Source organism: Pilimelia terevasa (assembly GCF_014647915.1).
GTDB lineage: Bacteria > Actinomycetota > Actinomycetes > Mycobacteriales > Micromonosporaceae > Pilimelia > Pilimelia terevasa.
Window position 1 is genome coordinate 248,362 of the sequence record NZ_BMQC01000004.1, and the last position, 15,515, is coordinate 263,876.

Below are 15,515 nucleotides of genomic sequence, written 5' to 3' on the forward strand. Positions count from 1 at the left end.
GTGGAAAGGGGTCAGCCGGCGAAGTGGCCCCAGCGGGGCGCCAGGTCCGTCCACGGGCCCTGGTCGGCGACCTCGCCGCCGACGAGGACCACCACGTGGTCGGCCTGCTGGAGCGCGGCGCGTTTCGACGTCGAGCCCACGACCGTGACGCCGTGCGCGCGCAGCGCCCGCCACAGCTCCAGCTCCGTCGTGACGTCGAGCGCGGAGGACACGTCGTCGGCGACCAGCAGCTCGGCGCGGGCCGCGAGCGCCCGCGCCAGCGCCACGCGCTGGAGCTGACCGCCCGACAGCCGGGTGCCCTTGTGGCCGATGACCAGCTCCAGCCCCTGGCCCGTACCCGCGAGGTCGTGCTCCAGTTGCGCCGCGGCCACCGCCGTGGCCGCGTCCACCTCGCGGCCGAGCGCGATGTTCTCCGCGAGGGTGCCGGACAGCACGCGCGGGACCTGGCCCACGTACGCGACCTGGTTCGGCCGCAGGAACAGCTCCGGCTCCGTCACCGGCCGGGAGTTCCAGCGCAGGGCGCCGGTGTGGTGCACGATGCCCGCCAGCGCGCGCAGCAGCGACGACTTGCCCGAGCCCACCGGGCCCAGCACCAGCACCAACTGGCCTCGCCGCACCGTCAGCTCGACGTCGCGCACGCCGAGCCTGCCGTCGTCGTGCACGGCGCTGAAGCCGACCAGTTCGAGCCGCTGCAGCGGCATCCGCTCCGGCACGGCCGGTGCCGCAGCGGTGCCCGCGGCGATGTCCACGCCCGGGACGTCCGCCGAGTAGTTGGCTTCGCCCACCATGTCGACGGTGCGCCGGGTCCACACCCGCGCCGACGGCAGCGCCGACACGACCGACGCCGTCGTCCACGCGAACCAGCCCGCCGAACCCAGCATCGCCACCGTGATCAGCACCGCCGCGGGCGACAGGCCACCGTGCAGGTACATCGCCCACGCGCCGATCGGCAGCAGGCTGCTCGCCAGGCCCGGCGTCGACCGTGCCCACACCTGCACCGCGACCTCCCGGCGCTGCCGGTCGCTGCGCGCGACCTCCAGCCGCGTCAGGTGCGCCAGCAGGGGCCGCGTCGCCCCGGCCAGCTTGACCGTGCGCGCCGCCGACAGCGTCGACACCAGGCCCGTGGCGAAAGCCGCGCGGGCCCCGACGGTGCGCTGCGCCGCGCGGGCCATCGCCCGCCCGAACAGCGTCGCCGCCAGGCCCGAGATCACCATCGCGCCGAGGAAGAACAGCGCCGGTACGGGGGTGCCGGCGACCCACACCACGACGACGAGTGCCAGCAGGCAGGTGACCTGGTCGATCAGGTTGTCGGCGAGCTGCACGACCCGCTCGGTGTCGCCGCCCTGCGCCACGACCTCGGCGGGCGTGTGCCTGCTGACCCGCCGCGGGCCGGTCTGCCCGTGTACCAGGCGCAGGCTGATTCGCAGCATCTGCCGGACCCACCACTCCGGGAACAGCCTCATCGCCCAGCGGCTCATCGGGATCGTGACCAGCATCGCCACGACGATCGCGGCCATCGGCGGCCACGGGCTGCCGCGCCCGTCAACCACGTCCGCCCACAGCCAGGGCAGCACCGAGCCCTCGAAGCCCAGCACCGTCAGGCCGAGGAAGAACAGCACGCCGGTCATGCCGAACCGCTTGTCGTTGAGGATCAGCCGGGCGAACTCCCGCAGCGCCCGCGCCGGTGGCGGCTCCGGCCGCGGCGGCGGCGCGACCGACGGCAGCGCCGCGGCGACCGCCAGCGGCTCCGGCTCCGCCGTGAGCACCGCGGTGGTCGCGGCACCGCCGCCCGCGGCCGCCGCGGCGAGCGCGCGGCCGTCGGCGGCGGGCACGGCGGCCGGGGCGGCCGCGTCGCCCGACTCGGCCAGCAGCGCGGCGAACCGCGTCGACGCGTGCATCGGGCCCGCCTCCACGACCGCGCCGTCCGCCAGCACCACGACGTCGTCGCAGCGCCGCACCGAGGACAGCCGGTGCGCGATGACGATGCCGATCCGGTCCCGCAGCAGCCGGTCCGTCGCCTGGTGCACCCAGGTCTCCGTCACCGGGTCGAGCCGCGCCGTCGCCTCGTCCAGCAGCACCACCTGCGGGTCCCGGACCATGATCCGCGCGAACGCCACCAACTGCGCCTGGCCGGCCGAGAGCACGTACCCGCCCTCGCCGAGCCGGGTCTGCGCGCCGTCGGGCAGGCCCGCCACCCACGGCGACAGGCCCAGCTCGTCCAACGCCCGTACTGCCGCGGTGCGCAGCTCCGGGTCGAACAGCGCGACGTTCTCGACCAGCGTGCCGGCCAGGATGTCCGTCTGCTGCGGCACCACGGCGATCCAGCGGCGCAGCGACTCGACGTCCAGGTCGAGGATGTCGTCGCCGCCCAGGAACACGGTGCCGCGTGGCACGGGGACCGCCCGCGTCAGGATTTTGGCCAGGGTGGACTTGCCCGAGCCGGTGCGCCCGACCAGGGCGTACGAGCGGCCGCGCGCGAACGTCAGGTGCACCTCGCGCAGCGCCGGGCCGCGGCCGTCGGCCGTCCCGTACGCGAAGGTCAGGCCCCGCACCGCGAGGTCGCCCGGACGCGGCGCGGCGCCCCCGGCCGGCTCCTGCGCGGCGTCCGCGAGGAGTTGCACGCGCCCCCAGGCGCCGAGGGCGTACTGCAGCTCGTCGGCCTGCCGGGTGACCATCTCGACGGTGCCGGCGAACCCGATGGCGAGCAGCCAGACCGCCGTCAGGCGGCTGCCGTCGATACCGCCCGCGACCATGGCCGCGCCACCGCCGACGATGACCGCCGCGATGCCCAGGCGCGTCACCGTCAGGGCGATGGTGATGACGTCGTTGGACAGCCGCCACACCCGGCGCGCGCGGGCCAGCACCTGGCTGGCGCGCTGCGCGTAGAGGCGCAGAACGTACGGCCGGGCCAGCGTCGTGCGCACGTCGTCCTGGCCGTGGATCGCCTCCTCCATCACGGCGGCGAGATCGGACCAGGCCTCCTCCTCGACCATCCGGGCGGGGGCGATCGCGCCCATCCGGCGGCGCAGGCCCCCGACCAGCAGGGCGGCCAGAACCGCCATCGCCAGGCCGGCCGGCCACCACACGAACGTCGCCGCCACGGTGGAGGTCACGCCGACCGCCAGCGAGCCCGCGATCCGGCGGCCGCTGCCGCGCAGCTCGGCCCCGACCTGCGAGACGTCCCCGTCGATCCGGTCCAGCAGCTCGCCGACCGGGGTGCCCTCCAGGACCGTCAGCGGCTGCCCGAGCGCCGCGCGGCAGAGGCGTCGGCGCACGTCCGCAGCCCACTCGGCCGTGAGCCGGGCGACGACGAGGCCGACCGCGACGTGGCTGACGGCGGCGACGGCCAGGCTGACGGCGATGGCGGCGAAGGCGAGCCAGGAGCGGTGTACGAGCACCTGGCCGGCGAGGGCGGCGGCCACGGCCACGCCGGCCGCGTCGAGCACGATCAGCGCCGCCAGCAGGGTCACCTGGCGAGGGGCGGTGGCCCACAGGTCGCGCAACAGGCGCACGCTGCCTCCTCGGGACGCGGACGGGGTGGGCGCTCCAGCGTCCGCCCCGGGACCGGCGGGGACAACCGATTTAGTGGTCAGAGCAAGGGGGCGGCGGACGCTGACCATGCCGGCGGGCGGCTTGACCCTGACGTAACGTCAGCGTCTCTAATAAGGGCCATGCGTATCGGGGAGCTGGCCGCGCTGGCCGGAGTGACCATTCGTACCGTGCGCCACTACCACCACCTCGGGCTGCTGCCCGAGCCGGCGCGGACCCCCGGCGGCTACCGCGACTACCGGCTGCGCGACGCGGTCCTGCTCGCCCGGGTCCGCCGCCTGGCCGAACTGGGTCTGTCCCTCGATGAGATCCGCGACGTGCTCGCCGACGACCAGGGCCGTGAGTTGCGCGAGGTGCTCACCGATCTGGATGCCGACCTGGCCCGCCAGCAGGACGCGATCGCCGGCCGGCGGGCCCGGCTGGCCGCGCTGCTGGCCGAGGCCGACCTCAACCTCGACAGCACGGTCGCCTCCGGCCTGGGGGACCTGCTGCACGACATCCACCCGGGCGGCTCCGCGTTCGCCGCGCTCGACCGCGACGTGCTGTCGCTGATCGACACCGGCGCCGACCCGGCCGCCCAGGAAGAAATCATGGCGATGTTCCAGCCGCTCACCGCCCCGGACGCGCGGGGCCGGGGCCACGCCCTCACCGCGCGGATGGACGCGATCGCCGCCGCGGACCCCGCCGATCCGCGGGTCGCCGCGCTCGCCGCCGAGTTCGCCGCCCACCTGCCCGCCGAGATGGCCGCGGCGATGGTGGCCAGCCTCGCACAGGCCGAGTCCAGCCACTGGTGGGAGCTGATGACCGCGGAACTCGCCCCGGCCCAGGTCGAGGTACTGCGCCTGATGGTGACGACCCTCACGGAGCGCGGACGATGCTGAAGATCGCCCGAGCGGCTCTGTTCGCGGTGCTGCCGGCGGAGGTGGCGCTCGCCGTCCTGCTGGTCTCCGGCGTCGCGCTGCCCCGCCCGGTCGTCACCACCGCCGAGCTGGCCGTGCTGGCGGTGCTGCTGCTGGAGGCGTCGGTGCTGTGGCGGGGTTACCGCGCCCTGCGTCGGGGCGGCGCCCGGCGCCCAACGGCCCTGCGCGGCGCCTACGCGCAGATCGTTCCCGAGCAGGTGCGGCGGATCATGGGCTTCGAAGCCGCGGGCATGGTCAGCCTGGCGCTCTGGGTCGGTCGTCGCCGACACGGGGTACCGCCGGGCGCTGTGACACTGCCCTATCACCGCGAGCTGACGGGGCTCATGTGCGGGTTCCTGTTCGCCTGCGTGGTCGAGCTCGCGGCCGTGGAGGTCCTGCTGCGCGCGCTGGACGCGCCGGCCGGGCTGCGCGGAGTGCTCCTCGCGCTCGACGCGTACGGCATCCTGGTCGCGCTGGCCGTCATCGCCGGCTACCTCACCCGCCCGCACGTCGTCACCGCAGACGAACTGCGCGTCCGCTACGGCGCGTTCTTCGATCTGCGCATCCCCCGTAGCCTCGTGGTCGAGGTGCGGCACAGGCGCAACTACAACGAGACCGGCATGATCACGATGGACGGTGACTGCATGGCCCTGGCCGCGAACAGCCAGACCAACGTGATCGTCGAGCTCGCCGAGACCGTGGTCGCCGTACGCCCGCTGGGGCGGCGCGAGCAGGTCCGCGTGCTGCGGTTCTTCGTCGACGACCCGTCGGCCGCCGTCGAGGCGCTACGGCCGTCGGGGGACTCGGCTGCTGTCGGACCAGCGGGTCGGGCAGCATAGGGGACCCGCGCCGCCGTCGTCCTGACAGTCTGCCTCGGTGTGCCGCGGGTTGGTCAGACGACGCAGGGGTACACCTGGAAGATGGCGTGTCGGAGCTCCGCGGAGTCCCGGACCACCGCGCGCCGGTCGCCGGGCAGGCACAGGTCCAGCGCGAGGTCGATGTGGCCGGCGTCCTCGGCGGCCTCCGCCAACGCCTCCACGGCATCGACGTCCAGGGCGGACACCCGGGCCAGGTCGACGACGAGCGGAGATGCGCCTTCGTCGAGCAGACTTTGCAGCGCGGCGTCCAGGCGCTGGCTGCGGGTGCCGCAGAGTCGGCCGTCGGCCCAGACCAGAGCCGCCTCATTGAGTCGAATCACGGTGACATCCACCACAAGGTACCTCCCGGCCGCATGCTGAGTCGCGTCCCCGGTCTGCCCGTTGGCTGCGATCAGCACCGCGCTGCGCCGCGATTGCGTCGCAGACACCGGCATCACGCTCCGGAGTCGACAGATGAGCGTAACGTTACGGTATCGGTCTCCGGTGAGGCAATGCGTCCGGCCGTTAGGTGCCGCTGCTCACAACGGCGGCGTGTCGGCGCCCGGGTCCGACGGCACGTTCGCCCGATGCCTCCACAATGGTAGCCCGTAGAGCCTGCCTCCGCAGGTCACACTCTTGAACATTGTGCACCTGAAGGGACCCCGGCCCCTGAACACGTCGGGTCCGGGGTGGGTCAGGCGGGGGGGTCCGGGACAGGTGCGGGTGGGCCGTCCCGGGGCAGCGTGAAGGTGAACACCGCGCCGCGCCCCACGTCGCTCGCGGCGCTGATCCGCCCGCCGTGGCGGTCCACGATTCGGTGCACGGTCGTCAGGCCGATGCCGGTACCGGGGAAGTCGGCGGTGCCGTGTACCCGCTGGAACGGCCGGAAGATCCGCTTGGCGTCCTCGGCCGGGAACCCGACGCCGTTGTCGCGGACGGCGAACGCCACCTCGTCGCCGGACGCGCTGCTCTCGACGTCGATGCGCGCCTTCTCGGTCCGGCCGGTGAACTTCCACGCGTTGCCCATGAGGTTCGCCAGGACCACCCGCAGCATCCCCGGGTCGCCCGGGGCCACCATGCCGTCCTGTACCGCCACGTCCACCGCGCGGTCGGGCTCGCGGTCGTGCAGCTCCTCGGCGATCTCCCGCGCCAGCGCCGACAGGTCGGTGGGCTGCCGGCCCAGCTCGGCACGGCTGGCCCGGGACAGCAGCAGCAGCGAGTCGACCAGTTCGGACATCCGGATCGCCGCGGCCAGGATCCGCTGGAGCCGGTGCTGGCCCTGGGGGGTGAGTGCCGTCAGCTCGTCCTCGACCAGCATCTCGGCGAGCCCCCGGATGATCTGCAACGGCGAGCGCAGGTCGTGGGTGACCGAGCCGGCGAACGCGTCCAGCTCCTCGTTGCGCCACTCCAGTTCGCGGACCAGCACCGCCCGGGCCTCGGCCAGCTCCTTGGCCGCCCGCGCCTCGGCGGCCTCGATCTCGCCGCGCAGCAGCTCCTCGCGGATCCGGCGCGCCTTCGCCTCGGACTGCTTGCGCCGGATCTGGCTGCGGACGTTGGCGCGCAGCAGGTTCAGCTCGTCGGAGCGGCGGATGTAGTGGTCGGCCCCGGCGGCCAGGCAGCTCACCAGGACCTCGGTGTCCGGGCGGTCCCCGACGGCCACGATCGGCAGGTCCCGGCGATCGGGCAGCGCCCGGGCCCGGGTGGGCAGGTCGCCGGAGGTCAGCGCGGGCAGGTCCAGGTCGACGACGACGCAGTCCACCGGCTGCGCCGCGAGCAGGGCCAGCGCGTCCTGCGCGCTGTCGGCCAGGATCGACTCGTGGCCGTCCACCCGCAGCGCGTCGCCGGTCGTCCGCAGCCGGGCGCGGTCGGCGTCCACGACGAGGATCTTGGTGGGGCCGTGCATGCTTCCGCCGGCCGGCAGGGGCAGCCAGTCCGGTCGCTGGCGCAGGGCGGTGGCCAGGCGGGCCAGGACGATCGACAGGTCCTCGTGCTTGTGGACCACCGCGTCGGCGCCGGCCTCCAGCGTCTGGAGTTCGGTCGCGTCGTCGTCGTCGGCGGTGAGCAGCAGGCACGGGGTGTCGCGCAGCGCCACGTCCAGCCGCACCTGCCGGATCACCGTCGCGCCGTCGATGCCGGGCATCATCCCGTCGACCACGATGGCGCTGGGGCGGTGGTCGGCCGCCAGCCGCAGGCCCTCCTCGCCGTTGGCGGCGGTGAGCACGGCGTACCGCTCCTTCTCCAGCGCCTGCCGCAGGTGCTCGCGGTAGGTGAGGCTGTCGTCGATGACCAGGACGGTGGCCCGCTCCTGGCTCGGCGCGTCCCGCAACCGCAGCAACTGCCGGGTGCGGGCCAGGACGTACCCGGCGTCGTACGGCTTGCCCACGTACTCCTGCGCACCCGTGCGCAGGCCGTGCACCCGGTCGGAGACCTCCGCCTCGGAGGAGAGCATCAGCACGATGGTGTCGGCGTGCTCCGGCGCCGCCCGGATCTCCCGCAGCAGGTCGACCCCGTCGGCGTCGGGCAGCATCACATCGAGGATCGCCACGTCGCGGGGGCTCTCGGTCAGCGCGGCGCGGGCCTCGGCGCCGGTGGCGCACGCGGTCGTGGCGAAGTCGTCGTCCCGGAAGGCCTCGACCAGGTCCATCCGTACGGTGAGGCTGTCGTCGACGATCAGTACGGTATAGGCCATCACCACCCCGCCGTCCCGGTGACGCCCGGCAGCAGGGCCAGCCGCCCGCTCATCTGCTGCGGCGGCAGGACGTACGCCGCAGCCCCCAGGACCACCGCCTCGCGGGGCATCCCGTACACGACGCACGACGCCTCGTCCTGCGCGTACGTGTGCCCGCCCGCGCGCCGCACGGCGAGCAGTCCGGTGGCGCCGTCGCGCCCCATCCCGCTGAGCAGGCAGGCGGCGGCCCGTCCCCCGAACTCCCGGGCGACGCTGTCGAACAGCGTGTCCACCGAGGGCCGGCAGGAGTGCCGGGGTGCGTCCGCGGTCACCTCCAGGACACCGCGGGAGACGACCAGGTGCCGGTCCGGCGGCGCCATGACCACCTGGCCCGCCAGCGACGCCACGGGCTCGCCGCCGCGGGCGTAGGACACGCGCCGGTCGGTCCGGCCGCCGAGCCAGTCGGTGAACGCCACGGCGAAGGGTTCGTGGGTCGAGATGTGCTGGACGAGCAGGATCGGCGCGGCGAACGAGCTGGGCAGCGCGCGCAGCAGGTCCACGACGGCGCCCGGCCCGCCGGTCGAGGCGCCCACGGCCACGACCTGCACCGGCAGCGGCGCCCGGCCGGGTGCGGGCCGGCTCCCGGCCGGCTCGGGCCGCGCGGCCGCGCCCGCAGCCGGGCCGGGCCGGTGGCGGGTCACCACGGGCACCCGGGACAGCAGCTTCACCGCCGCCCGCAGCCGCTGCCCCCAGCGGGCGTCCGAGGCGTCGCCCCAGGGCTTCTCCAGAACGTCGACCGCCCCGGCGGCCAGCGCGTCGTAGGTGGTGAACGCCTCGCTGCGCTCGGCGCCGGACACCACGAGGATCGGGGTGGGGGAGCGGGACATGATCTGCTCGGTGGCCACCAGCCCGCTCATCCCGGGCAGGACGACGTCCATGGTCACCACGTCGGGGCGTAGCCGGGCGCACATCGCCACGGCGTCGATCCCGTTGGCCGCCTCGCCCACCACGACGATGTCCGGGTCGGCCGACAGGGCCTCCTGCAGGACGTGCCGGACGGTGGGGGAGTCTTCCACCACCAGCACCCGCACGCCCGGTCCGCTCACGCGTCCACCAACTTCCGGATCCGCTCCAGCAGCTCGCCCTGGTTGAACTCGCTCTTGGCCATGTACCCGCTGGCGCCGGCCTCGGCGCCGCGCCGGCGGTCCTCGGCGGAGGTGCGGGAGCTGACCAGGATGACCGGGACGTGGCTGAGGTCGGGCTCGGCGCGGGTACGGGCGGTGAAGGTGAAGCCGTCGATGCCGGGCATGTCGATGTCCACCAGGAACAGGGAGTAGTCGCCGGCGGTCGCCTTGGCCAGGCCCTCCTCGCCGGAGGCCGCCACGTCCACCCGGTAGCCGGCGGACTCCAGGATGCTGCGTTCGAGCATCCGGGTGGTGAGCGAGTCGTCGATGACCAGGATCGTGGCGCGCTCGGCCGCGTCGCCGCCGTGCCCGGCGTCCGGTTCGGGGGTGTCGCGAGCGGCGCGGGCCACCAGGGCGTGCGGGTCGAGCACGATGCGCGGGATGCCCTCCACGTCCACGGTCACGCCGTCCACGACGGCGTCCGCGGGGGTCAGCTCCGGCAGCGGCCGGGCGACCAGGGCGGTGGTGCCGAGCAGTTCGTCCGCGCCGACGGCCACCGTCTCGGCGCCGGCCGCCAGGATGATCGCCACCGCGGTGCGCGCCGGCTCGGCCCGGTCGTCCCCGGGCAGCAGGTCCGCCAGCGGCAGGTACGGCAGGAGCCGCCCCTCGTACGGCAGGGCCCCGGCGCCCGCGGCCCGGGCGGTCTCCTCGCTGTCCAGCCGCAGGCAGCCGCGCACCGCGTCCAGCGGCACCGTGGCCAGGACACCGGCGGCGCGCACGTTGAGCCCGCGCAGCGACACCACCGTCAGCGGCACCCGCAGCTCCACCGTGGTGCCGCCGCCGGGCGCGGTCTGGATCGACACCTCGCCGCCGAGCTGGTGGCTGATGTCGCGCAGGACGTCCATCCCGATGCCGCGGCCGGACACGGCCGTGACCTGCGGCGCCGTGCTGATCCCCCCGCGCATCAGCAGCGGGACGAGCTCCTGCAGGTCCTGGTCGGCGTCGCCACTGGGGTGCCAGCCGGTCCGGGCGGCGGCCGCGCGCAGGGCGGTCAGGTCCAGTCCGCGCCCGTCGTCGCGGCAGATGAACGCGCCGTGCCGCCCCCGCCGTTCCGCGTGGACCTCGACGTGGCCCTCGGGGCGCTTGCCGGCGGCCGTCCGCGCGTCTGGCGGCTCGATGCCGTGCGAGACGGCGTTGCTGACCACGTGCAGCATCGCGCTGCCGACCAGGGTCAGCACCTGGGGGTCCAGGCGCAGGTCGCCGCCGCGGGCCTCGAACACGACCCGCTTGCCCTCGGCGTCCGCGACCCCCCGGGCGGCCCGCCGCAGGGAGGTGAACATGCCGCTGGCCGGTACCAGGCGCAGGTGCTCGGCGCGGCGGCGCACCTCGTCCAGTTCGCGCTCCAGGTACTCCACGGAGTCGGTCAGGTGGCGGGCGAGGGTGGCGAGTTCACCCGCGAGGCGGGCGGCCGTGGCGTGCCCGGACTGCGCGGTACGGGTTGGCGGCTCGTCGCCGGTCTGGCCGGCGCGGGCGCGCAGCCGGTCGGCGAGCAGCTTGGCGGAGCGGCGGGTGCGCTCGACCGCGTGGACCTGCCGCCGCAGGGGGGCGAACTGCGCGTGCGCCTCGCCGACGACGTCGAGCAGCTCGTCCACGTCCTGCGCGTCGGCCCGGACCGCGGCGAAGCCGGCGGCCTGTGCCGGCAGCGTCCCGGCGGGCGCGGCGGCGGGGGCGGGGTCGCGCGGCGGTCCGGCCGGGCCGGACGCGGGGTCGCCCGCCACCGGGCCGGCGGGCGGGCCGGCGGACGCGGGCTGCACCCGCACAGTGGTGGGCGCCGGGGTCCCGGCGGGCGGCCCGGCGACCGGTGCGGGCGGGTCCGCCGCGGGGGCCGGCGCCAGCGCGGCGACCGCGGCGGACATCTCGTCGGCGAGGGCGAGCAGCGGCGCGACCGTCTCCCGGGGTACCCGCTCGGTGCTCTGCCGGTACGGCATCAGCAGGTCCTCGACCGCGTGGGCCTGTTCGGCCAGCGCGTTCTGCCCGACGACCCGGGCGGCGCCCTTGAACGTGTGCGCCGCCCGCAGCAGCCGCCCGACGATGTCGGGGTCGGCCGCCTCCAGCTCCAGGTCGAGAATTCCCTGGCTGAGCTGTTCGACCAGCTCCCGCGCCTCGATCCGGAAGTACCGCAGCGGATCCTGCGGCACCCTAGCCACCGGCCTTCGTGGAGACCAGCCGCAGCAGCTCCCCGGCGAGGTTGGTGAGCTGCGCGGCGGTCTGCCGGGTCTGGGTGGAGCTGACCTCGGACTCCTGGGTGACCCGGGCGGTGTCGGCGACGGCGGCGTTGGTCTGCTCCACGGCCGTGCTCTGCTGCCGGGTGGACAGCTCGATCTCCCTGGCCGCGTCGCTGGTGGTCACGACGAGGTTGGAGATCCGGCCGAACGCCTCGGTCACCTCGTCGAAGCGCTGCGACCCCGAGTCCACGGCCTTCGCGCCGGTCTCGGTGGCCATGACCGTGGTGTTGACGGCGCCGCGGACGTCCTCGACGAGCGCCCGGATCTCCTTCGCCGAGCCGGCGGTCCGGTCGGCGAGCTTGCGGATCTCGTCGGCGACCACGGAGAACCGCCGGCCCCACTCGCCGGCTCCGCTGGCCTCGATCGTCGCGTTGATCGCCAGGATGTTGGTCTGCTCGGCCAGCTCGGAGACCAGGTCGACGATCACGCCGATCTGCTGGGACTTCTCGCCGAGTTCGAGCATGTGCTGGACGATCAGGTCCACCTGGCGGCGGATGGCGGCGATCGAGGTACGGGTCTGGTCGATGGTGGCGTCGCCGGTGCGCGCGGCGTCGGCGGTCTGCTCGGCGGTGCGCGACACCCGCTGCGCGGTCTCCACGATCTGCCGCGAGGTGATCGACAGTTCGTTGGTGGTCGTGGTGATCTCGTTCATGGCGGTGGACTGCTCGCGCGCGCCGGAGGCCTGCTGCCCGGCCACCGCCTCCAGCTCGGCCGAGGAGCTCTGGATGTGGCCGACCACGCCGCCGATCTGCCGGCCGAGCACCCGGGTCAGCGCCATCCCGAGCGCGATGCCGCACGCCGTGACCAGGAGGACGACCACGAAGACGCTGGTCGCGGCGGCGTTGGCCCGCGCTGTCGACTCTGCCCGGTCCGTGGCCAACTGTTGGCTGAGCTGGTCCCGCAGGGCGCTGATCTGGCCGTTGAGCGTCTCGCGGCGCGGCAGCGTGTCGGCCTCGAACGCCCGGCCGACACGCTCCACCGGCGTGCCCGCCCGGCGTAGCGCGATCATCCGGTCCAGCGATGTCTGGTAGTCGACGCGGGCCTTGTCGATGTTGTCCAACAGCGCCAGCTCGGCCGGACGGCTGCGGGCCTCGGCGCGCAGGGTGGACAGCTGCCCGGTGAGCGCGGTGGCGGCCTGGCGAACCTGGGTGAGCATCTGCTCGCTGCCCGTGAGGAGATAGCCGCGGCTGTTGACGGCCATCTCACTGGAGGAGACCCGGAGCTGCTCGACGGCGACGGCCCGGCGGACACCGTCGTCGATCACCTTGTCCTTGCTGGACCGGACGGTGTCCAGCGCGTAGATGGCGATGGCCCCTCCGATGAGGAAGAGCCCCACCATCGCGGCGAAGCCGGCGCCGATTTTGCGGCCGAAGGTCCATTGCCGGAAGTGCGTCATCGCCGTCGACTTCCTTCCAGGTGTGCGGTCATGGTGTGGATGCTGGCGCGGACGGCCGCCAGGTCGACGACGCCCAGGGTCCGCCCGGGCAGTCGCGCCATGCCGTTCATCCACTGGTGCGAGGACGTGTCCTCGCCGTACCGGACCACGGCCTCGGGCGGCAGCCGCAGGTGGCCGTCGAGCGCGTCGAACGCCAGGGCCAGCGCCGGTGTGCCGGCCACCAGGACCAGCCAGCGCGGCACCCCGCCGGTCGGGTGCCCGAGGACGGCGGCCAGTTCGTACACCGGGACGACGGCCCCGCGGAACGTGGCCACCCCCAGCAGCGCGGGCAGCGGACCGGGCAGCGCGGTGACCGGCCGGTCGGTGAACAGGCCGGCCGTGTCGGCCACCCACAGCGCGTACGGCCGGCCGCCGGAGCGGATGGCGAGCAGGTGCGCGCCGGAGTCGCCGGCCGGCCGCGGCGGCTCCATGAACGACAGGTCGAAGGAGGCGCGCAGCGGGGCGAGCCGGTCGGCCAGCCGCTCGGCGACGTCGGCGCCGCCCGGCCGGTCCGGGCTCACCGCGGGCTCCCGGCGGCGGCCAGTTCGCTGCGGCACAGGGCGAGCAGCGCGTGCCGGCCGAAGCTGCCGCCGAACAGCAGGATCCGCCGGTCGCGCTCGGCGGGCAGCAGCGCGATGGCGTGCTGGAAGTCGGCGGCCCCGCTCTGCGGGTCCCCGCGCCGCCGGGCCAGGATGCCCAGCCGCAGCCACGGCAGCGCGAAGTCGGGGTCGAGGCTGGCCGCGCGGCGGTAGTGCGCGCCGGCCGTGGCGGCGTCGTCGTCCTCGTGGCACATGCCGAGCAGGTGGTGGGCGTCGGCGTCCAGGCCGTCCGCCGCGAGCAGGTCGCGGCAGCCCGCCACGGCCCCGTCGTAGTCGCCGGTCTGCGCGAGCAGGACGGCGTGCAGCAGGGCCTCCTCCCGGTCCAGCGGCCGGGGGAGCGCCGCCACGACGGCGAGGGCGTCGCCGAACCGCTCCGCGGCGATCAGCCGGTCGCAGTCGCGCCACAGCGCGGTCCGGGTGGGCCGCGCTGGGGAGCCGGCCGGCTCCCCAGCCGGCGGCCGGCAGGCGGGCACGGACGGTGCGGCGGGGGCGACCGGCGGGTCGAGCTGTGCCAGGCCGGGCTGCGCCGGGCCGGGCGCCGGCCGGCGCGGGAGCGGGCCGGGCAGCCGCTCGTAGTAGAACGCGTCGTGCGAGTGCTGGACCCGGAGGCCGGCCGGGCTGCCGCCGAGGGTGTCGGTGTGGCCGAGGAACAGGTAGCCCCCCGGCACCAGCGCACCGGTCATCCGCACGAGGAGTGCGGCGGCGACGCGCGGGTGCAGGTACATGAGCAGGTTGCGGCAGAGCACCACGTCGTACTCGTCCGGGCGCCACAGCACCGGGTCGTCGTCGACGACGTTGCGGCGCAGGAAGCTCACCCGCCGCCGGACGGCCTCGACGACCTCGCTGTCGTCGCCGACCTGCTGGAACCACCGCCGCCGCACCGGCAGCGGCGTCTCCCGCATCGACCACTGCGGGTACCGGCCCGCGGTCGCCCTGCGCAGCATCGCCGAGTTCACGTCGATTCCCTGGACGCGGATGTCCCAGCCGGGGTCGGGGACGCTCTCCAGCGCGAGGATCGCCAGGGTGTACGCCTCCTCGCCGGAGGAGCAGCCCACGGACAGCAGCCGCAGGGTGCGCGCCTGGGCGCGGGCGCGCACGCGCGCGGGCAGCGCCGCGCCGGCGAGGGCGCGCATCTGCTCGGCGTGGCGGAAGAAGTACGTCTCCGTGATCGTCAGCTCCTCGGTGAGCACCGTGCGCTCGCGGGTCGACGGCGCGCGGCCGAGCCGGGCGAGGTAGGCGGCGACCGGCTCGCCGTGCGCCGCGGCGCGGCTGTCCAGCACCGCGCGCAGCCGGTCGCCGTCGCGGGCGTCGAAGCACAGTCCGAGCAGGTCGGCCAGCAGCGCCCGGAACCGGTCCAGCTCCACGGCTTCCACGTCGGTCACGGCGGGTCCCCGTGCCGGCTGAGGGCGTCCCAGACGTTGGCGGGCACGACCGTCGCCGCGCGCAGCCGCAGCAGCGGCTCGGTGCCCCGGACCGTGATCCCGGTGAGCGCGGGGTCGCCGACCCGCTCCCCGGCGTCGGCGTCGTCGGCCACCCCGAGGACCTCGCCGGTGGCCAGCGCCAGGCCGCCCCGGCTGCCGCGGACGGACACGAACCGCGTCGCCGCCGCCGGCTCGCCGCCGACCAGCGCGGCGGCGTCGACCACCGGTACGGGGACGCCCCGCAGCACGCTGACGCCGCGGACGTACGCCGGCACGTCGGCCAGCGGCCGCACGGGCAGGGGGCGCATCGTCTCCACGACATCCTCCAGCGGCAGCGCGCACAGCAGGGAGCCGGCACGGAACAGCAGCGAGGGGCCCGTCATGCCGCCCACCCGGCGGCAGAGCCGGACACCGGTCCCGAAAGGCCTGATCGATGGTTGAATCTCCGCATAGCCCTTTTGCTCCCGTTTAGGCCTGACTATTGCCGAGGCTAACGCCGCAGCGGGCCGGGCGTCGGCGAACACCTCATCCCGCGCGCGGGTACCGACCGTGCCCCGCCCGCACGGACCTGGACACCGCGGACCCGGACACCATCGGGTTGAGCTGACTGCGCAGCGTCGTCTATCGATGACATGCGGTGGTCATCCGCGTAACGTCCGGCCGAGGCGGCGCCACCGC

11 protein-coding genes are annotated in these 15,515 nt (G+C 75.1%); 2 read left to right on the forward strand and 9 right to left on the reverse strand.

Going from position 1 to position 15,515, the window contains the following annotated elements; genetic code table 11:
* Window positions 1-11: 11 nt before the first annotated feature.
* Window positions 12-3,512 (reverse strand): ATP-binding cassette domain-containing protein, encoded by a 3,501-nt coding sequence (locus tag IEY75_RS08060; RefSeq protein ID WP_189113594.1) that lies wholly within the window; start codon window positions 3,510-3,512, stop codon window positions 12-14.
* A gap of 159 nt (window positions 3,513-3,671) precedes the next feature.
* Between IEY75_RS08060 and IEY75_RS08065 the strand changes: the two genes are divergently transcribed.
* On the forward strand, window positions 3,672-4,430 hold the full coding sequence (locus tag IEY75_RS08065; RefSeq protein WP_189113595.1) for a MerR family transcriptional regulator: 759 nt from the start codon (window positions 3,672-3,674) through the stop codon (window positions 4,428-4,430).
* On the forward strand, window positions 4,424-5,287 hold the full coding sequence (locus tag IEY75_RS08070; protein WP_189113596.1) for a hypothetical protein: 864 nt from the start codon (window positions 4,424-4,426) through the stop codon (window positions 5,285-5,287). The genes IEY75_RS08065 and IEY75_RS08070 overlap by 7 nt, the downstream gene beginning before the upstream one ends.
* Window positions 5,288-5,340: 53 nt before the next feature.
* Here IEY75_RS08070 and IEY75_RS08075 read toward each other — a convergent pair whose 3' ends face one another.
* The 8 genes from IEY75_RS08075 to IEY75_RS08110 all read right to left on the reverse strand — a co-directional run bounded on the left by IEY75_RS08075 (window position 5,341) and on the right by IEY75_RS08110 (window position 15,220).
* Window positions 5,341-5,646, reverse strand: coding sequence for an STAS domain-containing protein (locus IEY75_RS08075; RefSeq protein ID WP_189113597.1), 306 nt, complete (start codon window positions 5,644-5,646; stop codon window positions 5,341-5,343).
* Between the two features lie 353 nt (window positions 5,647-5,999).
* Window positions 6,000-7,994 (reverse strand): response regulator, encoded by a 1,995-nt coding sequence (locus IEY75_RS08080; RefSeq protein ID WP_189113598.1) that lies wholly within the window; start codon window positions 7,992-7,994, stop codon window positions 6,000-6,002.
* Window positions 7,994-9,079 (reverse strand): chemotaxis-specific protein-glutamate methyltransferase CheB, encoded by a 1,086-nt coding sequence (gene cheB / locus IEY75_RS08085; protein ID WP_189113599.1) that lies wholly within the window; start codon window positions 9,077-9,079, stop codon window positions 7,994-7,996. Before cheB ends, IEY75_RS08080 begins: the two co-directional genes overlap by 1 nt.
* Window positions 9,076-11,295, reverse strand: coding sequence for a hybrid sensor histidine kinase/response regulator (locus tag IEY75_RS08090; protein WP_189113600.1), 2,220 nt, complete (start codon window positions 11,293-11,295; stop codon window positions 9,076-9,078). Before IEY75_RS08090 ends, cheB begins: the two co-directional genes overlap by 4 nt.
* A 1-nt stretch (window position 11,296) precedes the next feature.
* Window positions 11,297-12,778, reverse strand: coding sequence for a methyl-accepting chemotaxis protein (locus IEY75_RS08095; protein WP_229789438.1), 1,482 nt, complete (start codon window positions 12,776-12,778; stop codon window positions 11,297-11,299).
* Window positions 12,775-13,338 carry a chemotaxis protein CheW gene (locus IEY75_RS08100; protein ID WP_229789439.1) on the reverse strand — a complete coding sequence of 188 codons (564 nt, stop codon included), beginning with the start codon at window positions 13,336-13,338 and terminating at the stop codon, window positions 12,775-12,777. The genes IEY75_RS08095 and IEY75_RS08100 overlap by 4 nt, the downstream gene beginning before the upstream one ends.
* Window positions 13,335-14,798: a CheR family methyltransferase gene (locus IEY75_RS08105; RefSeq protein WP_229789440.1), complete on the reverse strand. Its 1,464-nt coding sequence runs from the start codon at window positions 14,796-14,798 to the stop codon at window positions 13,335-13,337. Before IEY75_RS08105 ends, IEY75_RS08100 begins: the two co-directional genes overlap by 4 nt.
* Window positions 14,795-15,220 (reverse strand): chemotaxis protein CheW, encoded by a 426-nt coding sequence (locus IEY75_RS08110; protein WP_189113601.1) that lies wholly within the window; start codon window positions 15,218-15,220, stop codon window positions 14,795-14,797. Before IEY75_RS08110 ends, IEY75_RS08105 begins: the two co-directional genes overlap by 4 nt.
* Window positions 15,221-15,515: the final 295 nt, after the last annotated feature.

Coding starts and splice junctions, on each gene's coding strand:
- IEY75_RS08065 (WP_189113595.1), top strand. CDS start 3,672: ATGCGTATCGGGGAGCTGGCCGCGCTGGCCGGAGTGACCATTCGTACC.
- IEY75_RS08070 (WP_189113596.1), top strand. CDS start 4,424: ATGCTGAAGATCGCCCGAGCGGCTCTGTTCGCGGTGCTGCCGGCGGAG.
- IEY75_RS08080 (WP_189113598.1), bottom strand. CDS start 7,994: ATGGCCTATACCGTACTGATCGTCGACGACAGCCTCACCGTACGGATG.
- IEY75_RS08095 (WP_229789438.1), bottom strand. CDS start 12,778: ATGACGCACTTCCGGCAATGGACCTTCGGCCGCAAAATCGGCGCCGGC.
- IEY75_RS08110 (WP_189113601.1), bottom strand. CDS start 15,220: ATGACGGGCCCCTCGCTGCTGTTCCGTGCCGGCTCCCTGCTGTGCGCG.